The organism is Bacteroidota bacterium, assembly GCA_016699695.1.
Lineage (GTDB): Bacteria > Bacteroidota > Bacteroidia > Bacteroidales > UBA10428 > UBA10428.
This window is the reverse complement of the sequence record CP065006.1, coordinates 2,613,490-2,634,059: the sequence shown is the minus strand read 5'-3', so window position 1 is coordinate 2,634,059 and position 20,570 is coordinate 2,613,490. Positions and strand designations below refer to the sequence as shown.

At 41.9% G+C, this 20,570-nt stretch carries 15 protein-coding genes and 1 pseudogene; 13 read left to right on the top strand and 3 right to left on the bottom strand.

From position 1 onward, the window contains the following. Window positions 1-10: 10 nt before the first annotated feature. On the bottom strand, window positions 11-1,327 hold the full coding sequence (rlmD, locus tag IPM71_11135; protein ID QQS52825.1) for a 23S rRNA (uracil(1939)-C(5))-methyltransferase RlmD: 1,317 nt from the start codon (window positions 1,325-1,327) through the stop codon (window positions 11-13). A gap of 305 nt (window positions 1,328-1,632) precedes the next feature. Between rlmD and IPM71_11130 the strand changes: the two genes are divergently transcribed. The 5 genes and pseudogenes from IPM71_11130 to IPM71_11110 all read left to right on the top strand — a co-directional run bounded on the left by IPM71_11130 (window position 1,633) and on the right by IPM71_11110 (window position 7,811). After that, window positions 1,633-3,570 carry an ATP-binding cassette domain-containing protein gene (locus IPM71_11130; protein ID QQS50144.1) on the top strand — a complete coding sequence of 646 codons (1,938 nt, stop codon included), beginning with the start codon at window positions 1,633-1,635 and terminating at the stop codon, window positions 3,568-3,570. Between the two features lie 55 nt (window positions 3,571-3,625). Then, window positions 3,626-4,915: a GWxTD domain-containing protein gene (locus tag IPM71_11125; GenBank protein ID QQS50143.1), complete on the top strand. Its 1,290-nt coding sequence runs from the start codon at window positions 3,626-3,628 to the stop codon at window positions 4,913-4,915. Window positions 4,916-5,069: 154 nt separating this feature from the next. Beyond that, window positions 5,070-5,813, top strand: coding sequence for a 23S rRNA (guanosine(2251)-2'-O)-methyltransferase RlmB (gene rlmB / locus IPM71_11120; GenBank protein ID QQS52824.1), 744 nt, complete (start codon window positions 5,070-5,072; stop codon window positions 5,811-5,813). Window positions 5,814-6,066: 253 nt separating this feature from the next. After that, window positions 6,067-6,687: an HNH endonuclease gene (locus IPM71_11115; GenBank protein QQS50142.1), complete on the top strand. Its 621-nt coding sequence runs from the start codon at window positions 6,067-6,069 to the stop codon at window positions 6,685-6,687. 186 nt (window positions 6,688-6,873) lie between these two features. Beyond that, window positions 6,874-7,811, top strand: a pseudogene (locus tag IPM71_11110) (transposase). Between the two features lie 246 nt (window positions 7,812-8,057). Here IPM71_11110 and IPM71_11105 read toward each other — a convergent pair. Both IPM71_11105 and IPM71_11100 read right to left on the bottom strand, forming a co-directional pair. Continuing rightward, window positions 8,058-9,695: a GAF domain-containing protein gene (locus IPM71_11105; protein ID QQS50141.1), complete on the bottom strand. Its 1,638-nt coding sequence runs from the start codon at window positions 9,693-9,695 to the stop codon at window positions 8,058-8,060. 95 nt (window positions 9,696-9,790) lie between these two features. Further along, window positions 9,791-10,963 carry a PatB family C-S lyase gene (locus IPM71_11100; protein ID QQS50140.1) on the bottom strand — a complete coding sequence of 391 codons (1,173 nt, stop codon included), beginning with the start codon at window positions 10,961-10,963 and terminating at the stop codon, window positions 9,791-9,793. 176 nt (window positions 10,964-11,139) lie between these two features. Between IPM71_11100 and rsmA the strand changes: the two genes are divergently transcribed. The 8 genes from rsmA to rodA all read left to right on the top strand — a co-directional run bounded on the left by rsmA (window position 11,140) and on the right by rodA (window position 20,564). Then, complete coding sequence (gene rsmA / locus IPM71_11095; GenBank protein QQS50139.1) at window positions 11,140-11,910, top strand: 16S rRNA (adenine(1518)-N(6)/adenine(1519)-N(6))-dimethyltransferase RsmA; 771 nt, start codon at window positions 11,140-11,142, stop codon at window positions 11,908-11,910. An 8-nt stretch (window positions 11,911-11,918) separates the two neighbouring features. Beyond that, window positions 11,919-13,286, top strand: a complete 1,368-nt coding sequence (gene mgtE, locus IPM71_11090; GenBank protein ID QQS50138.1) for a magnesium transporter — start codon at window positions 11,919-11,921, stop codon at window positions 13,284-13,286. Between the two features lie 133 nt (window positions 13,287-13,419). Beyond that, window positions 13,420-14,943, top strand: a complete 1,524-nt coding sequence (purH, locus tag IPM71_11085; GenBank protein QQS50137.1) for a bifunctional phosphoribosylaminoimidazolecarboxamide formyltransferase/IMP cyclohydrolase — start codon at window positions 13,420-13,422, stop codon at window positions 14,941-14,943. Between the two features lie 16 nt (window positions 14,944-14,959). After that, window positions 14,960-15,982 (top strand): rod shape-determining protein, encoded by a 1,023-nt coding sequence (locus IPM71_11080; GenBank protein ID QQS50136.1) that lies wholly within the window; start codon window positions 14,960-14,962, stop codon window positions 15,980-15,982. A gap of 11 nt (window positions 15,983-15,993) precedes the next feature. Beyond that, entirely contained in the window at window positions 15,994-16,815 is an 822-nt protein-coding gene (mreC, locus tag IPM71_11075; protein ID QQS50135.1) for a rod shape-determining protein MreC, read from the top strand. Beyond that, on the top strand, window positions 16,808-17,314 hold the full coding sequence (gene mreD, locus IPM71_11070; protein QQS50134.1) for a rod shape-determining protein MreD: 507 nt from the start codon (window positions 16,808-16,810) through the stop codon (window positions 17,312-17,314). The genes mreC and mreD overlap by 8 nt, the downstream gene beginning before the upstream one ends. A 3-nt stretch (window positions 17,315-17,317) precedes the next feature. Continuing rightward, the gene (gene mrdA, locus IPM71_11065) at window positions 17,318-19,147 is read left to right on the top strand and encodes a penicillin-binding protein 2 (protein ID QQS50133.1); all 1,830 of its coding nucleotides are present in this window, start codon (window positions 17,318-17,320) and stop codon (window positions 19,145-19,147) included. Further along, the gene (rodA, locus tag IPM71_11060; GenBank protein ID QQS50132.1) at window positions 19,140-20,564 is read left to right on the top strand and encodes a rod shape-determining protein RodA; all 1,425 of its coding nucleotides are present in this window, start codon (window positions 19,140-19,142) and stop codon (window positions 20,562-20,564) included. Before mrdA ends, rodA begins: the two co-directional genes overlap by 8 nt. The last annotated feature ends 6 nt before the right edge of the window (window positions 20,565-20,570 follow it).

The window sequence follows — 20,570 nt, the reverse complement described above, 5'->3', positions numbered from 1 at the left end:
TAAGAGTTTATTATATCAACTCCAGCCTCACCACATTCTCTACGTGGTGGGTGTGCGGAAACATATCGACCGGCTGCACAGCGGTTACTTTGTATTTTACCGACAATAACTCCAGATCGCGCGCCTGTGTGGCAGGATTGCAGCTTACATACACAATGCGGTTGGGTTCTGCATCGAGAATTACTTTTACCACATCGGGGTGCATGCCTGCCCGCGGAGGGTCGGTAATCAGCACATCTGGTTTTCCATGTTCGGCAAGAAATTCAACGGTAAGGATGTCTTTCATATCTCCGGCAAAAAAAAGTGTATTCTCTATTTTGTTTTCGAGCGAATTGATGCGTGCATCGACGATAGCCTCTTCGACATATTCAATTCCTATTACCTTTTTGCACTGATGGGCCAGAAAATTGGCAATGGTGCCGGTGCCTGTATACAAATCATACACCAGATCGGTCTTATTCAGCTTTGCAAACTCACGAGTTACCTTGTACAGTTCGAGTGCCTGTTGCGAATTGGTCTGAAAAAAAGATTTAGGCCCGATCTTGAACCGAAGGCCTTCCATTTCTTCTATCAAATAGCCCTGACCCGAGTAACAAACAATCTCCAGATCGCCAATGGTATCGTTGACTTTGGTATTCACCACATAATGCAGGGAGGTTATCTGAGGAAATGAATCTTTTAGAAAACACATAACCGCCTCGATTTCTGCAGGCAGTTCTTCGCCAAAAACCATTATTACCATCCATTCGCCCTGGTTGGAGTTGCGCAATATAATGTTACGCAAAAAGCCTTCGTTGTTTCGTTGATGGTAGAATGAAAAACCTTCGTCAGTTGCAAACTTCCGAATTGCGAGGCGAATCTGGTTCGAGAGATCCGGCTGCAGATAGCAGGTATCAATGTCAAGCACTCTGTCGAAACGGCCCGGAACATGAAAGCCCAGCGCATTGCGGTCGGAAATTTCATCTTCCTTACCTACCTCATCGTTGGTTAGCCAACGTGTAGCAGAGAATGTATATTCCAGCTTATTCCGGTAATACTTCTCCTGAGCAGAAGCAAGTATAGGACTTATATTATCGAGTGCTACTTTGCCTATACGTGTAAGGTTATCGACAACTTGTTTGTGTTTGTATTTTAGCTGTAGGTCATAAGGTAAGTGTTGCCATTTGCAACCTCCACAAACCGTAAAATGACTGCAAAATGGAGTAACCCGCAAGTCCGAGAGTTTTTTAATTTGCTCCACCCGACCTTCCATGTATTTTTTGCGCCGCACATTCACGCGCACATCCACCACATCGCCCGGAGCCATCCAGGGCACAAACACCACCATGTTGTTATGCTTGCCTATAGCCTTGCCTTCTGCGGCCACATCAATTATTTCCAGGTTTTCGATTAGCAGATTATTCTTACGTTTGCCCACTCTGTGCAGTTTAAATTCAGGCCACAAAGGTAAAAAAAGGTAAACAGCCTTCAAGCTTTATATGAAATAGCTTAAAATTTGGATAATAGAAAGCTTAAAAATGATATTTGATCTTCCACATTTTTTCTAAGGATAAATACTCCCTGATATGGAGACATAGTTTGTATAGCGCTTCCAACTGTTTTTGCTACTTTTGCAAATCTTAAATAATACGGATGATTTCACTGGAAAACCTCTCGCTGCAATATACCGGACAGCGCATTTTTGAAGATATTAGCCTGATGATTGGCCCAAAAGATAAGCTTGGACTAGTAGGAAAAAACGGTGCAGGAAAGTCGACCATGCTTAAACTGATGACAGGCGAAGTTCTGCCCGACAAGGGCCAGGTTGTAGTGGCAAGTGACGTAAGTCTGGGCTATTTACCCCAGCAATTAGCCTGTAACGATACCCGTACTGTTTTTGACGAAACCATGACCGCTTTCGAAGAATTTAAAAAAATAGAACAGGATATCGAACACATTGGTCAGCAACTGCAGGAACGTACCGACTACGAAACGGACAGTTACCTTGAGTTGGTTGAATTGCTGACAGAAAAAAACGACCGTTTGCATATAATCGATGCCGGCAACACCAACGCACTTTGCGAACAAACCTTAATTGGCTTAGGCTTTAAACGATCCGATTTCAACCGTCCCACCAAAGAATTCAGTGGAGGCTGGCGAATGCGCATCGAATTGGCAAAAATTCTGTTACGATCGCCCGATATTTTTCTTCTCGACGAACCTACCAACCACCTCGACATTGAATCGATACAATGGCTCGAAGATTTTTTAAGCACCTACAATGGAGCCATTGTGCTCATTTCGCACGACAGGGCTTTTCTCGATAAGATTACCAAACGTACAGTAGAAATAAGCCTGGGCAAACTGCACGACTATAAAACCAACTATTCCAACTACCTCGAGCAGCGCAAAGACCGGCGCGAAAAACTATTGTCAGCCTATCGAAACCAGCAAAAACAGCTCGATGATACAAAAGAATTCATCGAGCGTTTTCGATACAAAGCTTCAAAAGCTGTGCAGGTGCAATCGCGCATCAAGCAACTCGAAAAGGTAGATATCATTGAAGTAGACGAAGAAGACCTTTCTTCGATAAACATCAAATTTCCGCCGGCACCTCGATCAGGTACTGTTGTATTCGAAGCCCGAAGTCTTACCAAAGCCTATGGCAGCAAGGTTATACTCGACAAAATTGACATGCAGGTGGAGAGAGGCGAGAAACTTGCCTTTATTGGTAAAAACGGTGAAGGAAAAACTACCCTCTCGCGAATCATTGTAAACGAGCTGGAGGCCACTGGTGAATATAAGCTTGGCCACAACGTTAAGCTCGGATACTTTGCACAAAACCAGGATGAGCTGCTGGACGGAGACAAGACTGTGCTCGAAACCATCGACGCCGTAGCTGTTGGCGATGTTCGCACCCGTATACGCGACATTCTGGGTGCTTTTCTGTTTGGCGGCGAGGATGTAGATAAAAAAGTTAGGGTACTTTCCGGGGGTGAGAAATCGAGATTGTCCATGGCCAAACTATTGCTTGAGCCCTATAATTTGCTTGTGCTTGACGAACCTACCAACCACCTCGACATCCGTTCGAAAGATATTCTGAAGAAAGCACTCCTGGCCTACGATGGCACCCTTATTCTGGTTTCGCACGACAGGGAATTTTTAAACGGGCTTACTACGCGCTTTTTTGAGTTCAGCAATAAAAAAGTCAAAGAGCATCGCGAAACCATCTATGAATTTTTGGCCAGAAAACGCCTCAACAGCCTCGATGAATTAAATCGCAAACAGCCCATTGCAGGGCAAAAAGCCGATGCGAAAACAAGCAAAAATAAACTCACCTACGAACAGCGAAAGGAGCTGGACAAAGAAATCAGGAAGATCGAAAGGTGCATAGAGGAGATTGAAAAAAGCATCAACAGACTTGAAGCAGAAAATGCCGAAGCAGAAAAGAAACTAGCTCAAAATGAACAAAGTAACCAAGACCTGTTTTCACTTTACGAAAACAATAAAAAAGAAATAGAGAAATTGCTGAAAGAATGGGAAGAGCATGGCAGTCAGCTGGAGGAACTATTAAACCAGAGAAACTTGTAAGCGTTTGCTACAAAAGCCTAAAGAATCACTATTTTTACAAAAAAACACCTGTTAGTTGAAACCAGTTAAACCCATAAGTTCTTTTCCGAAGCTGGCATTGCTGCTACTTGCGTTTTTAGCATCCTGTAGTAGCAATTATAATTCGCAAACAAGCTCTCAATGGACACTGGCGCATATTTACAACCCACTAAAATCGTCCTTGCATCCACTTTACAAGGTATACCATAACAACACCAACACTTCGGTCTTGTTTTTTAAAATCCGCACTGACGAAATCTTTTTCAGACCAAATGCTTTCTCCAACGAGGATGGCTGCAGTTTCACCCTGAAATACATGCTGCAGGAAGTAGGCGATGGCGGTAATTTTTTGGTCGATACCAACACATTTGTATATCAGTTTAACCGCAGCGACCTTGGTAAGTTTTATATCTCGCAGATTCCCTTTAAAGCTACAGAAGGAAAATCTTACAGGATGAAAATTACCCTACGCGATAATTTTCGGTTATCGCATAGCATATACTACCTCGATATTGAAAAACAGGCAGGGATGGGTGAACAATATTTTAATATAACCGGGCTCGATGGCACACCTGTTTTCAGGAACATACTCGTCAACGATGGCTTATTTCGTGTACAACACGCCTCTCCTGCCTCTACGAAACTATATATTTCTTTCTACCATAACCAGGTTCAGGCATCAAAGCCATTTTTAGTTCCCTTGAGCGATGAATTGATTTACAGCAAACCCGATTCGATGTTTATTGTCGACTACAGTGCCAATACTGCACTATCCTTGGTTTACCAGGGGCTTTATTATATCCGATTCGATACCCTCTCCACAGCAGGAGTTTGTTTGCTCAGGCTTTCCGAATCCTTTCCACAAACAAAAAAGCCGGAGGAATTGATTCCTCCGCTAACTTATATTACCACTGATGCCGAATTCGACAAACTTAAAAGCGAAATTAACCCAAAACTAGCTGCTGATAATTTCTGGCAAAAAACAGCAGGCAGTATAGACCGGGGTCGCGAAATGATAAGACTCTATTACAACCGGGTTTATTATTCAAACTATTATTTCTCCAGCACACGCGAAGGTTGGAAAACAGACAGGGGAATGGTTTATGTAGTTTACGGTCCACCGGAAGAATTAAAAAAAACACCCGAACAGGAAATCTGGATTTATAAGAATAAAACCGACGACAGTAACATCGTATTTACTTTTAATTATGAGCCTAACCGGTATAACCTCAATAATTATAAGCTGGAACGCTCGCAAAGCGAAAGCTGGCGCTGGACAGAAACAGTTTATACCTGGACAAGCGGTCAAATATTTAATACTAACTAGACTCTATGCCTGGCACCAGTTTCCTGAGCAAGGTCGTCGATGAAATCAATAGAAATAGGCTCAAAAAAATCCAAGCATGAGTAAAAATATAATAGCAACCGATAAAAGACATTTTTTTCATGCAAGTACTAAAGGAATTGAAAAAAACGAAAAGATGAAAAAACACAGCGATGATTTACTTATTGGTTTTCACTCGGTAATTGAAGCCATTAAGGCCAATAAAACCATCGATAAAATACTGATTAAAAAAGGACTTACAGGAGACCTGTTTCAGGAGTGTCTGCAACTCATCAGGGAGCAGAGGCTCAATTTTCAATATGTACCCATCGAAAAACTCAACCGCATTACCCGCACCAATCACCAGGGAATCATCGCTTTTTCGACCTCCATTACCTATTACGACATTACCAACCTATTACCTTCGGTATACGAGGCAGGCAGAGACCCCTTTATACTGCTGCTCGATGGCATTACCGATGTACGTAACTTTGGGGCCATTGCCAGAACAGCTGAAGCAGCTGGAGTGGATGCCCTTGTGATTGCAGCCAGAAAATCGGTTAGCGTAAGTGCTGATGCCATAAAAACCTCAGCCGGTGCCCTTACCCGTATTCCGGTATGCAAGGTCGACAGTATACCAGAAACCATACGGTTTTTACAGCAATCGGGAATTAAAGTATATGGAGCCACTGAAAAAGCAGGCCTTAACTACTTCGAACAAGTATTTCATGGTCCGGCAGCCATTGTAATGGGCTCGGAAGATACGGGTATCTCGGAGGCGGTGCTTAAACGCACTGATGCTCTTGTAAAAATACCCATGATGGGAGAAATTGCTTCACTCAATGTGAGTGTGGCCTCAGGAATACTGCTTTTCGAAGTGCTGAAGCAGCGACTGGGATAGACATTTTATCGAAGCTGTATTTACCAATATCTACACTTATACAGTCATGAGGTTATCTAAACTCTTTCTCGTGGTTTTTAATCATCGATTAATTTACCCCCTTGGTAATCAATTCTCTGCCGTTAATAAAAATCAGGCTACGAAATGCCTGGATATGTTTCTCATTAAAAAATATTGATTGTATTTTTCGCCTCCGGTTGTTAGAAATTCGGGCACAAAAAGGTAATAAAAGCAAGAATTGGTGACTCAATGCATGCAAAACGTCATCAAACTAGATAGAAAGAATCAGCAAGGTACCATGGAGGAAAGAAATTACAGTGAAGAGCAGTGGAAGCAGGTGCTTTTTGAAGGTATTGACGCCAAGGAAAAATACGAAGTTTCCAATGCAGGGCGTATACGACGTTGGATAGTTAAAAAAAATGACTGGGCGATACAACGTCCATCGAATGTAAACGGTTATGCCTATTTCTCTTTTCGTACCGATGAGTTGCTTACCGGAAAAAAACGCATCACCAAAAGTATTCATCGCCTGGTAGGGGAAATGTTTTTAACCCAGCCATCCTCTAAACACGACAAGGTAATTCATGTCGATTTTAATAAATGGAATAACCATCAAAAGAATTTGCGTTGGGTTACCCGTGCTGAGATGTTCGCTCATAGCCGCACAAGTCCGCGCACTGCGGCTGCCATCGAACGACGCAAAGGCGAAATCACTAACTCGAAATTAACCGAAACGGAAGTAATGCGCCTTAAAAAGAAATTGCAGCGCGGCAAAACCCCTCTTTATAAAATTGCCAAAGAATTCGGAATCACACATACACAGCTTAACCGCATTCGCCGAAACGAAAACTGGGCGCACATTAAAATCGATTAATTTTTCACTATACTCAGGAATAAATTCCCTTTTTCAAAAAAGATATAGAGGCCAAAAATAGTTGGTAAAAAGTTTTTTATTCCTTGTCACTATTGAGATACAAAAGAGTTAATTGAAAGTTGTTTCAGTTAACTCTTTTATATTTATGAAAACATCAAAAAAAAGCGTTGTTGGGCATGTCAAAGTTTGAATGTAATCAAATGGGGAACCCAGCAAGGAAAACAACGTTTTAAATGTCAATTTTGCGGTATATTATTCACTAATGCTAGTCTATTTACAAAGAAAACAAATCAAAAAGTTTGGTTTCAGCATTGGGTTATTGGACGACAAACGATACCACAGATAAGCAAATCCAGTGGATACTCTGAGCGGACGCTTAAGCGAATGTTTTCTTATTATCTCTCACAATCCCCTGTATATGCAGTTAAGCCATCAGAGAAGGTTAATTTATTGATAGATGGAACCTACTTCAGTAAAGATCTTTGTTTGGTTCTTTACAGAGATAACACGATAAAATTCACACAGTTGTATCGATTAACTGATGGGGAATGGTATGACGAAATGAAAGAAGACCTGGAAAATCTATTAAAGCTTGGAGTCCAAATAGAAAGTATAACATGCGATGGACATAAATCACTGCTTAAAGCGATTCGTAAAGTATGTAAACATGTAACCGTTCAACGGTGTATTATTCATGTTCAAAGAATGTGTCGTATCTGGCTTACAATGAACCCCAAGAGTATTGCAGGTATGGAACTTAGAACTATTATAAACCAGTTACATAAAATTGAGAATAAAGAGCAATGGGGGAATTGGGTTGTCAACTTATACAACTGGCATGAAAAACATAAGGAATTCTTAGATCAAAAAAGCTACAACTTTGATACTGGAAGGTATTGGTACACTCATAAAATGGTTAGGCGTTCATTTACAGTTATTAAGAAGGCTTTGCCTGATATGTTCCATTATCTGGACAATGACAGAATTCCAAAATCCACAAATGGATTAGAGTCATTTTTGGACATCTTAAAAGTCACATAACTCTACACCGAGGACTATCCAAAGAACATCGTAAAAGCTTTATAAGATGGTATTTATACTATAAAAACCAAAGAGTTTTCTAAGCCATAATCACAGAAATTGAATAAAAAGGCCCTGATTGTTAGTCAGGGCCCAATTCCCGTGGTAAATCTTATTGCTATCAGGTTGCTCTCCAGCAGAGCCTAAGTCCTCTTTAGATTTACTCTTGTATTTTACAAAATTTAAAACAAATAATCACCAACTATTTTTGGCACCATTACCTCAAAAAAAAGCCACAAAATAAATTTTGTGGCTAGTTGAGATATAAAAGTTCTACTCTATCAAACTTATTAATTAAGCCTCTTACGCAACTCTTCCAGCTCACGCATAAGATCTTGCTCGCGGCGAGCCGATTGTTCTTGTGTGGCTCGAAGCTCTTCCATGTTCTGGCGCATTTCTTCTTCCTGTGCCGACATTTCTTCAGCTTGTTGTTGCGATTGCTCCAGCAGCATCTGGGTTTGTATGTTACTTTTAACGGAAGAAATAGTCGCTGCAATACTTTCTCCAATGCGTTCCATAAACTCAATTTCGAAAGATTGATAGGTGTTTACAGAAGCTATTTCCATGATACCAAATATCCGGTCGTTATACGCAAGCGGAATCAATAACAAACAATTCGGATTAACCTCGCCCAAACCAGAGGAGATTTTGATGTAATCCGAAGGAATATCGGTGAGTAAGATACGTTCCTTCTCCTGGAAACAGCGGCCAACCAGGCCTTCGCCAACCTCAATGCGTTTTTTCAGAAACTTTTGTCTGTCGTAGGCATAACAGGCACTCATTTCGAGGAACATATTCTCGTGGTCGTTGTCGTTGAGAATAAAAATACCGCCCTGGTTCGAACCGGTATAATTAACCATGTTGCTGATAATCTCAAACGAGAGCTGAGCAAGATTGTCGTTGTTGGACCGTAAAATATCGCTAAACAATGCCACGCCCTGCGAAGCCCAGGTACGCTGGCGGTTTTCTTCGGTTCTTTTTTCCTCTTCCGCTTTGGCAATTTGCAATTCGTTGCGCATTTCAAGCAAAGAGTGACCCAGAACGTCCTCGTCGCTTAGAGGGGTGAAAGCTCTGGAGAAATTACCCTTTCCTATTTCCTGGGTAAAGTCCGAAACTTCTTTTAAACTATTCACTACCAAACCCAGGGCCTTCGACATCTGACCAATTTCATCGTTTCCTTCGCGAAGAGTAATTTCAGGTAGGATACCTTTGCTGATAGACAGCAATATGTTTTTAGTTTTATTGATAGGCCGCGAAAGTGACAGAGTGGTAACAGAGCTAATTGCCACTGCAGCTATAATCAGCAAAATGAGCATGATAAAAATAAAACTCCGTAAGCGGTTTAGTGAATCCACCATTTCGACACGCTTGGCAAGAATGAGAGCTTCCAGTTCTACCATTAAATCCTGAATATGATTGAGTGCACTTGCAGTAGCCTCCATCACTTCACCTTTATCCTCCACCATGGGTGTTACCTCAAAAATAACAAATGGATCCTCGTAATTAATAAAGTTGTCGAGCGCCTGCATAATGTACTTATGCTTGGGGAAAAGAGTATCGGTAATGGATAAATTGATATTTTCCAATTGCATCACAAGGGTATCGTTGAGCCAGAATTCACTCAACACCATAAGCGAATCCATCATTTTTGTATACCCTCCCGAATGGAGTTCCTGAAGTTTTATTTTGTCAGGTGTATCGGCAATCTTATCAATATGTACCCACGATTTAATCAGCATGCGCGAATCGGAGATATTCGAATAAAGCTCCCTGATGATTTCTACCGAAGGAGTATACACATTGTTTATTTCTTCGTTGGTTTTGCGGCTTTGAGTCAGGGCATTGCTGATCAGGACCGAATTAAGTATCACGGCAGCGGTCATAACCCCAAAGCCCAGAATAATTTTAGTAGCAATTTTCAATCTCATGTCACTAATCTGAGGTGTGTGTATTTCAGTTAACTAATATAGCAAAAAAAGTTCAACTGCTGAAAGTAAGTTTCAACAATATGGACAATTGCTGCTTAGCGGACAAATTTGTCAATTTTCGACAGATTAAACAATGCTTCTTCCACTTTGCTTCGGGCACATCCGATGTTCATGCGCCAAAAACCTTCTCCTTCAGGCCCAAACATAAAACCATCACTAAAACCCAGATGTGCTTCATGAATCAATATCTGATTAATTTCCTTGCGGGAAAGCCCAGTTTTTCTGAAATCAAGCCACAACAAAAAAGTGGCTTCGGGTGATACAAGGGTAATGTTTTTAAGCTTACTGCTTATGGCACCGCGAACCATTTCGATGGTTTCAGTATAATAATCCAACAACTCCCCAAGCCATTCTTTGCCATGAAAATAGGCTGCCTTGGTAGCTTCGATGGCAAAAATATTGGGCCCAATGTGCATGCCCTCGAAATAGTGAGAGAATTTTTGGAGCAGTTCAGGGTTCGAAGAAAAAGCATACGATGAGTTAAGACCAGCAATATTAAAAGTTTTGCTTGGGGCCATCAGCGTAAGGGTTTGTTGTGCAATGGCCTCTGAAAGCGAAGCGGTTGGAAGGTGTTTATGCCCCTGGTAAACTATGTCGGCGTGTATCTCATCAGATATAATTTTGATGCCGTTATTCAGGCAAATCTCGCATAATTCGCGTATTTCGGCTTCTTTCCATACATTGCCAGTTGGGTTATGAGGACTACAAAGAATAATCAGCTTTGTTTGGCCGTCAATCTTGGCTTTCAGATCGTCAAAGTCCATTTGGTAGCGACCATTTACCAGTTTGAGCGGGTTTAAAACCAGTTGTCGGCCTGTTTCTTTTATTGCCGAATAGAATGGATGATAAACAGGAGGTTGTATAATTACCTTGTCCGATACTTCGGTAAATGCCAGCACCGATGCAAAAACAGAAGGCACCACGCCTGGAGAAAATTTTATCCATTCCTTTTTTATACGGTACTGATGTTGAGCCTCTACCCAATTAATAATAGAATTGTAATAGTCATCGTCGAGCAGGGTATATCCAAAAATACCATGGTCCATTCTTTTTTGCATGGCTTCTGTAATAAAAGAAGGAATTCTGTATTCGGTATCGGCAACCCACATGGGGTAAACCTCCGAGGTTCCAAACATCTTTTGCCTTAAAAGGTATTTGTAACTGTGAGTGCCTTCACGATCAATAAGCTCATCGAAATTATGTGCCATGCTTTTTTCTTCAAAAATAGGTATTTCGGTACAAGAAAACGAATAACAAGGCGAAGTGCAAAAAAGTTTGCCGCAAAAAAAATCCCTGGCAAAAAGAACTAACCGAAATTCTATTCCTTCGAAAAATAAAACATCTAAAAGCTTACCTTTAGGCCGAAAATTAATTCTAAAAGCTTGTGCAAAAGGTAAGACCCAAAAAATCGATCGGACAACACTTTCTTACCGATAAAAACATTGCATTAAAGATTGTGGACTCTTTAACAGGCGAAGGTTGCCGAACTGTTCTTGAAATAGGTCCGGGTATGGGGGTATTAACCGAATACCTTATAACAAGGCATGCACATTTTAAGGCTGCAGAAATTGATAGCGAATCCATTCTTTACCTTCAACAGCATTTTCCGCAAAACGATTTTATTATTGCCGCGGACATTCTAAAACTCGATTTTGCGCAATTCGATGCGCCCCTGGCTTTAATTGGAAATTTGCCTTATTATATTTCGAGTCAGATATTTTTTAAAGTACTTGAAAATTACACACAAGTAAACGAAGTAGTGTGTATGATTCAGAAAGAGGTGGCGGAAAGAATAGCAGCTCCTCCGGGTAGCAAAACCTATGGAATACTTAGCGTCTTGCTGCAAACCTGGTACGACATCGATTATCTTTTTACGGTACACGAGCATTGTTTCAACCCCCCTCCCAAAGTAAAATCGGCGGTGATACGGCTGACCCGAAACCAGCGTAACCATTTAACATGCAACCACCTTCAGTTAAAGGCTGTAGTAAAACAAGCGTTCAACCAACGTAGAAAAACTCTACGCAACTCGCTCAAAAATATTTGTATAAATTTGGAGATGGATAAGGAAATGATGGGAAAAAGACCTGAACAACTGAGTGTGGAAGAGTTTATTGAGCTTACACAGTTAATTTACGGATCGAAAACCGAATAATATTTGCCATGGCATCAAATTTCAATTTAACAAACGAGTTCCTTGATACACTGATTGAGGCTATTGAAAATGACGAAAGCGTTACTGTCCACAAGCTCATCGATGCCCTGCATCCGGTTGATATTGCAGATATTTACCACGAATTAAGTATCGATCAGGCCCGATACATTCATTTGCTGCTCGACAGCGAAAAGGCTGCCGATGTGTTGATGGAACTCGAAGAGGATGTGCGTGAACAGTTTCTTGAAACACTCCCGGGTCATGTGATCGCGCACCAATTTATCGAGAAACTCGATTCGGACGATGCTGCCGATGTGCTGAACGAACTTTCGGATGCCAAGAAAACGGAAATTCTACAAAGCATAGAAGATGCTGAACAGGCAGGTGATATAGCCGATCTGCTGAACTATGACGAAGATACCGCCGGAGGCCTTATGGCCAAGGAACTTATTAAGGTGAACATTAACTGGGACCTTGTTACCTGCATGCGCGAAATGCGCAAACAAGCTGCTGAAATAGATGAAATTTACTATGTCTATGTCATCGACGACGATGGCATTTTAAAGGGTACTTTATCGCTCAAAAGAATGCTCGTAACCCGGCCTAATGCCAAAATAAAAAACATTTATAACGACAATGTAATCTCGGTATTGGCCGATACCCCTTCGAAAGAAGTTGCCCTGGTAATGGAAAAATACGACCTTGTAGCTCTGCCTGTAATAGATATTTTAGGGCGGCTCATCGGGCGCATTACCATCGATGACGTGGTGGACATTATTAAAGAAGAAGCCGAAAAAGATTACCAGATGATATCGGGTCTGTCGGAAGATGTTGAAACTTCGGACAACGTATTTCTCCTTACAAGAGCCCGCATTCCATGGCTTTTTATTGGCTTGACTGGAGGTATATTGGGAGCACAGGTAATCAGTCGCTTCGAGGGGCAGATATCGACCTATCCGCAAATGGCCATGTTTATCCCGCTTATTGCTGCCATGGGCGGAAATGTGGGAGTACAATCCTCCTCCATTGTGGTGCAGGGTATTGCCAACAAAACGCTGAACCTCGATTCGACCTGGAAAAAACTAGTTAAGGAAGTAAGTGTGGCATTTTTTAATGCTGCCATTTTCTCCATTCTCATCTTTGTTTACAATTATTTCTTCAGCACCGGACTAAACCTTACCATCATGGTCAGCCTGTCTCTTTTCACGGTTATGATGTTTGCTTCGGTTTTTGGAGCCTTTATTCCCATGTTACTGAACCGTTTTAAAATTGATCCGGCATTAGCTACCGGTCCTTTTGTTACTACCATGAACGATGTATTTGGTATTGTGATATACATGAGCATAGGCAGGCTTATTTTTATGGCTATCCAATAATCAAACTCCCGATAGAAATGTTTATACAATGTTGAATACTTCAGAGCACAAACTAGCCCATTGGTAGACAAAAAAATTATATCTTTCGCAACAATTCGAAAAAGCACACCGATGCCAATTAGAAACAACAATTATGAGTAGAGAAAAAGCCATAAAATCAGCGCTGATATCCGTTTATCATAAAAACAACCTTGACGAGATTTGTAAAAAATTAAATGAACAAGGCGTAAGAATTATTTCAACAGGCGGCACTCAAAGTTTTATCGAGGAATTGGGTATCAAGGTCGATTCAGTGGAAGACCTTACCGGATACCCTTCGATATTAAGCGGCCGCGTAAAAACTTTGCATCCGAAAGTTTTCGGTGGTATTTTAAGTCGTCGCGATGAAGCCGGCGATAAAGAGCAACTCATCAAATATGATATCCCCGAGATTGACCTGATAATTGTAGACCTCTATCCTTTTGAAGAAACCCTGGCTTCCGGAGCATCGGAACAGGATATCATCGAAAAAATTGACATTGGAGGCATCTCATTAATTCGGGCAGCGGCCAAAAATTTTAAAGATGTGGTAATAGTCGCTTCTCAAAAACAATACAACTACCTACTCGATATTCTTAATGCATCTGGCACCACTACGCTGGACCAACGCCGGGAACTTGCTATGGAGGCTTTTCAGGTATCGTCTCATTACGATACAGCCATTTTCAACTATTTCAATTCTGCCTTCAACAAACCTGTGTTCAAACAGAGCATTCAGCAATCGATGGAATTGCGCTACGGAGAAAACCCGCATCAGAAAGGAAGGTTTTTTGGTAATTTCGATGCCTTGTTCGAACAGCTGCATGGCAAAGAAATATCGTACAACAACCTCCTGGATATTGAAGCAGCCATTAACCTCATCGACGAATTTAAAGATACCAGTTTTGCAATTCTCAAACACAACAATGCCTGTGGAATGGCCAGCCGGAAAAAACTGGTCGATGCCTATAAAGATGCACTTGCCGGCGACCCCGTATCGGCATTTGGGGGCATATTAATCTCCAACCGGACCATTGATGCAGAAACTGCAGAGGAGATGAACAGCCTGTTTTTCGAGGTAGTGATAGCTCCCTCCTACAATAACCAGGCACTTGAAATTTTAAAAAGTAAAAAAAATCGCATTATTCTGATTCGTAAAGAATGTGCACTACCTCCGACGCAATTCAGAACCTTGCTGAACGGTGTTGTAGAACAAGACCGCGATATGTCAATGGAAGGCCGGGAAAAAATGGAAACCGTTACTAATCGTAAACCCACCGATAATGAGTTTAACGATCTTGAATTTGCGAACAAACTGGTAAAACAATCGAAATCCAACACCATTGTGCTGGCAAAAGGGAAACAACTTTGCGCCAGTGGAGTAGGGCAAACTTCGCGGGTTGATGCGCTAAGACAAGCCATCGAAAAAGCACGAAACTTTAATTTCGATTTGCGAGGTGCAGTAATGGCTTCAGACGCTTTTTTCCCTTTCCCCGATTGTGTGGAAATTGCTCACGAAGCAGGTATAACAGCCGTAGTGCAGCCAGGAGGCTCCATTCGCGATAAAGATTCGATAGATTATTGCGACCAGCATAACATGGCTATGGTATTAACAGGAGTAAGACATTTTAAACACTAAAAAACAATAAATACCCATGGGATTTTTCTCATTCTTAACTCAAGAACTGGCTATCGACCTTGGAACAGCCAACACAATAATCATCTACAACGATAAAATTGTTGTCGACGAACCTTCGATTGTTGCCATTGAACAATCTACCGGTAAGCTCATTGCCATCGGTCAGGTTGCCCGGCAAATGCACGGGAAAACACACGAAAACATTAAAACCATCCGCCCATTGCGTGATGGAGTAATTGCTGACTTTAATGCAGCAGAACAGATGATTCGGGGTATGATAAAAATGATTAATCCCGGTCAGCGTTTCTTAACCCCCACCCTTCGCATGGTAGTATGCATTCCGTCAGGAAGTACAGAGGTTGAGATACGTGCTGTGCGTGACTCGTCGGAACATGCTGGTGGTCGCGATGTGTACATGATCTACGAACCAATGGCGGCCGCGCTGGGTATTGGCATTGATGTAGAAGCACCTGAAGGTAGCATGGTGGTGGATATCGGAGGTGGCACAACCGAAATTGCCGTAATTGCATTAGGAGGTATTGTATGCAACCAAAGTATCCGTATTGCCGGCGATGGATTCACAGCCGACATACAAGCCTATATGCGCCATCAGCACAACATTAAAATAGGCGAGAGAACAGCCGAAGATATAAAGCTAAATGTAGGCTCTGCCCTGCCCGACCTTGACGAACCTCCTACCGATTTTAGTGTTCGCGGACCCAACCTGATGACCGCCATGCCCATCGAGGTTCCGGTTTCTTACCAGGAAATATCGCATTGCCTCGACAAATCGCTCTCGAAAGTTGAATCGGCCATTATTGCCGTGTTGGAACAAACACCCCCTGAACTCTATGCCGATATCGTATCGAAAGGAATTTATCTTGCCGGAGGTGGAGCCTTGCTTCGCGGACTGGATAAACGTCTTACCGACAAAATCAACATCCCCTTCCATGTGGCCGAAGATCCGCTGCATGCAGTGGCCAGAGGTACAGGAATTGCGCTTAAAAACGTCGATAAATTTAAGTTCCTTATCCGCTAAAAAAATGTTGAATGAGGAATTTATTACGCTTTTTACTTAAGCAACATCTGCTGATATTATTTATTTTCCTCGAGATAATTGCGTTTTCAATGCTGATGCGGCACAATAGTTATCAGAATGCCCGCTTTTACAGCATCAGGCATTCTATTGTTGGCAACCTGTCGAACCGGTTTTCTAACTATTCGAAATACTTGTCGCTCGAAAAACAAAATCAGGCGCTTGTGATTGAAAATGCCAGGTTGTATCATGCCCTTCCCCTATCGGTTTACAGCATTAAGGACGAATCTTTTGTAAACACAATTGGTATTCAGCAATACCAATACATTCCGGCCACTGTAATTAATAATTCGGTGAATAAACAATACAATTACCTCACCATTAACCGGGGAAGGATACATGGGATTGAGAAAGACATGGGAGTTATTGGCCCTGAAGGCCTTGTTGGCATAGTAAAAACCTCGAGTGACCACTTCGCATCGGTCATTCCGATTCTGAACCGCGAATTTTTTCCCAACGCCCGAATAAGAGGATCGAATTTTTTTGGATACCTCGAATGGAATGGCAAAAACTACATGCAGGCAGTATTGCGCGATATTCCCCTTCATGCCAGTTTGCAAATTGGCGATACCATCGAAACGAGTGGAAATACAGCCATCTTTCCTCAGGGAATTCCCATTGGTACTATTGCTGATTACGAAATTCTGAGAGGTATCAATTACAACATAACAGTTAACCTGTTCACAGACTTCAAACGACTTAACTCTGTTTTTGTCATTAAAAACATTTTAAGAGAAGAACAACAGACATTAGAAGAAAACCTGCCCAATGATTAAGCGAATACCACGTAACATAATCCGATTCTTCGTATTGATACTCATGCAGGTGTTGATTTTCAACAACATTGAATTAGGGAAATACCTAAACCCTTATTTTTATGTGCTGTTCATACTGCTGCTGCCATTTGAAACTCCGGGTTGGCTGGTGCTAATAAGCGGTTTCTTTTTAGGATTATCGGTCGACATCTTATCCGAAACCCTGGGCATGCATACCGCGGCTTCGGTATTTATGGCCTATCTCCGACCTACGGCTCTGGCCATGGTTTCGCCACGCGATGGTTACGAAACCGGCACCTATCCGAGGGTATTCTTTTATGGTATCGAATGGTTTGTTCAGTACGCCCTGATTCTGGTTTTTGCGCATCATACGGTTTTGTTTCTTTGCGAAATGTTCAGCTTCCGCGATTTATTTCATGTGATCTTACGAATTGTGCTTTCAACCGCTTTTTCTGTTTTGCTCATCAGTCTGAGCCAATACCTGGTATATAGAAAATAAGCCATGGACCAATACAGCAACCGACGATATTTTATAGGGGCTTTTATCATCTTGCTCGGATTTGTTTATATTATCCGGTTGTTTTACTTACAAATAATCGATTCGACCTACAAGCTTTCTGCAGAAAGCAATAGCCGTCGTCTCGAAACCGTGTACCCTGCCCGCGGCCTTATTTATGACCGTAACAAAGTATTGCTGGTGCACAATCAACCATCGTACGATTTAAAAATTGCTCCTTACGAGCTGGAGCCCTTTGATTCTCTCTTGCTCTGCGATATACTCGAAATTGATATTGTCACCTTACGAGAAGGCATACGCAGGGTAATAGAAGATCCGCGTGAAAGACGCAATCCGTTTATCAAACAATTGTCGCCCGAGGTATTTGGCAGATTAAAAGAAACCCAATACAAATTTCCAGGATTCTATTTCAGCGAACGTACCCTGCGAAAGTATAAATACGAAATGGCCCCACACCTTTTTGGCTATGTAAGCGAGGTTGACTCCAACGACATCAAAAAGGACAATTATTACGAAATGGGCGATTACATTGGGGTAAATGGACTAGAAAAGTTCTACGAAAATATTTTAGGGGGCGTAAAAGGAAAGCGCTACCGGTTTATCGATGTAAAAGGACGTGAACAAGGAGCCTACAAAGAAGGGCGTTTTGATGAAGATGCTGTTCCCGGAAGAAATATTACCATTACGATCGATGCCGATTTACAGGCTTATGCCGAAGAACTGATGGCCAATTACCAGGGAAGTGTGGTTGCCATAGAACCAAAAACAGGTGAAGTACTTGCACTTGTATCTGCACCTCTGTACAATCCATCATTGCTTATAGGCCGCGACCGTCAGAAGAACTATGTGATGTTGCAAAAAGACAGCCTCGAGCCCCTGTTTAACAGAGCCATTATGGCAATGTATCCTCCAGGCAGTACCTTTAAAATGATGAATGGCATCATCGCATTGCACGAAGGAGTTATTCAACCAGGGACGGCCTTTGGGTGCCAGCTGGGCTACCATGCCAAAGGTGTTTCAATGAATTGCCATTCACACAGCACCCCTCTGGCACTTATCGGAGCCATACAAAATTCGTGCAACGCCTATTTTGCCAATACCTACAAACGCATTATGGACAATAACCATTATGCCACTACCGAAGAGGCTTTTATAGCCTGGCGGAATCATACTGTTTCTTTTGGTCTTGGCAACAAGCTTAGTATTGATCTACCCTCTGAAAAGGCAGGCTTCATTCCAAAGTCTACTTATTACGACCGATACTATGGAAAGAACCGATGGAAAGCCCATACCATCATCTCAAATTCGATTGGGCAGGGTGAAATTCTAACTACCCCCTTACAAATGGCCAATATGGCCGCAATAATTGCTAACCATGGATATTATATTACCCCTCACCTGCTAAAAAATATAGAAGGCATCGATACAATACCACAAGCTTATACCAGAAAAAATTGGGTAACAGTCGATACTAACTATTTTCCAGTTATTGTGGAAGGTATGTACAAGGCCGTGAACGAACCAGGTGGCACTGCACTTATTGCTCGACTAAGCAACATCGAAGTGTGCGGAAAAACCGGGACAGCCGAAAACCCGCATGGCGAAGACCACTCGGTATTTATTGCCTTTGCCCCAAAAGAAAACCCGCAGATTGCCATTTCGGTTTATGTTGAATACGGTAAATGGGGTGCTACTTATGCAGCTCCAATCGCCAGCTTACTCATCGAAAAATACCTTACCGATTCGATAGCTCAGGATCGTCAATGGGTTGAAACAAGAATGAAAACACTTAAACTTTCCAACAAAAGTGAGTAGAAGTTTAAATACATTGGCAGAGATAGACTGGACTACGGTATTTCTTTACCTGCTTCTGGTGCTTTTTGGGTGGATGAATATCTATGCAGTAAATCTGACAGGGAAAGAAACCCAGTTCTTCTCGCTCGAAAACCGGTATGCCCTTCAGTTGATTTGGATGGGTGTTTCCTTTCTGCTCGCCTTGATGATAATGCTGATCGATAGCCGGTTTTTCTCGTTCATCGCTTACCCGGCCTATGCCTTTGCCATACTTGTACTGATATTGGTTATTCTTGTCGGCAAAGAAGTAAATAGTTCAAAATCATGGATTGTATTAGGCCCCATAAGCCTTCAGCCCTCAGAGTTTGCGAAATTGGCAACCGTATTGGCACTTTCGAAATTTCTTTCGGGATTTAATGTAAAACCTTCTCGGGTTAAACATCTGCTTACTGCCCTGGCAATTATAGCAGGGCCACCGCTTTTTATCATGCTCCAACCCGATTTTGGTTCTACCCTGGTTTACGGCATATTAATTTTAGTATTATACCGCGAAGGGCTGCCTGGATGGATTTTATTGCTCATTGGTCTTACTTTTCTACTTTTCTTAAGCTCCTTTTTACTTCATGCAGTTGCTATATACAGTTTTCTCACGCTTACAGCCTTTGTAGTTTTTGCCCTATATTACCGCAGCAGAAAACGCGTTCTATTCGCAGTCGGTATATTTCTAATGTTGGTATTGATATTTGTTTTAGTCGACAAGTTCAACCTAATCGCTTTATCGGCCCAAAGAATTTTCTTTGCAAGTCTGATAATATCCTCAGCAATTTATCTCGCCTTTTCAATGGCAAAGAAAATTAAGGGAGTCTTCCTTTCCCTTTTAATCCTTTATACTTTTATTGGATTTGTATATTCTTTCGAGTATGTATTTAACAACATTATAAAGCAACACCAACGAGACCGCGTAGAAGTTATGCTTGGGTTAAAATCCGATCCCTGGGGTTACGAGTACAATGTCAATCAATCGAAAATTGCTATTGGTTCGGGAGGTTTCAGTGGCAAAGGTTTTCTGGAAGGCACTCAAACCAAGCTTAAATATGTTCCTGAACAAAGCACCGACTTTATTTTTTGCACCGTTGGCGAAGAATGGGGTTTTCTGGGATCATTTGGTTTGGTGGCAGCATTTGTTGGATTGCTAATCAGGCTCATTATTCTTGCCGAACGACAACGCTCGCGATTTAGCCGAATTTACGGGTATGGTTTGATGTCAATAATCTTTTTTCACTTTGCCGTCAACATTGCCATGACCATTGGATTATTTCCGGTAATTGGGATCCCATTGCCATTTTTAAGTTATGGAGGTTCGTCGCTGATGGCTTTTACCATCATGCTTTTTATCTTTTTGCGTCTCGATTCGACGCGCAAAGCCTACCTGATTTAAGGTGGA

Coding starts and splice junctions, on each gene's coding strand:
- rlmD (QQS52825.1), bottom strand. CDS start 1,327: ATGGTGGTGTTTGTGCCCTGGATGGCTCCGGGCGATGTGGTGGATGTG.
- IPM71_11130 (QQS50144.1), top strand. CDS start 1,633: ATGATTTCACTGGAAAACCTCTCGCTGCAATATACCGGACAGCGCATT.
- rlmB (QQS52824.1), top strand. CDS start 5,070: ATGAAAAAACACAGCGATGATTTACTTATTGGTTTTCACTCGGTAATT.
- IPM71_11115 (QQS50142.1), top strand. CDS start 6,067: ATGCAAAACGTCATCAAACTAGATAGAAAGAATCAGCAAGGTACCATG.
- IPM71_11105 (QQS50141.1), bottom strand. CDS start 9,695: ATGAGATTGAAAATTGCTACTAAAATTATTCTGGGCTTTGGGGTTATG.
- IPM71_11100 (QQS50140.1), bottom strand. CDS start 10,963: ATGGCACATAATTTCGATGAGCTTATTGATCGTGAAGGCACTCACAGT.
- mgtE (QQS50138.1), top strand. CDS start 11,919: ATGGCATCAAATTTCAATTTAACAAACGAGTTCCTTGATACACTGATT.
- purH (QQS50137.1), top strand. CDS start 13,420: ATGAGTAGAGAAAAAGCCATAAAATCAGCGCTGATATCCGTTTATCAT.
- IPM71_11080 (QQS50136.1), top strand. CDS start 14,960: ATGGGATTTTTCTCATTCTTAACTCAAGAACTGGCTATCGACCTTGGA.
- mreC (QQS50135.1), top strand. CDS start 15,994: ATGAGGAATTTATTACGCTTTTTACTTAAGCAACATCTGCTGATATTA.
- mreD (QQS50134.1), top strand. CDS start 16,808: ATGATTAAGCGAATACCACGTAACATAATCCGATTCTTCGTATTGATA.
- mrdA (QQS50133.1), top strand. CDS start 17,318: ATGGACCAATACAGCAACCGACGATATTTTATAGGGGCTTTTATCATC.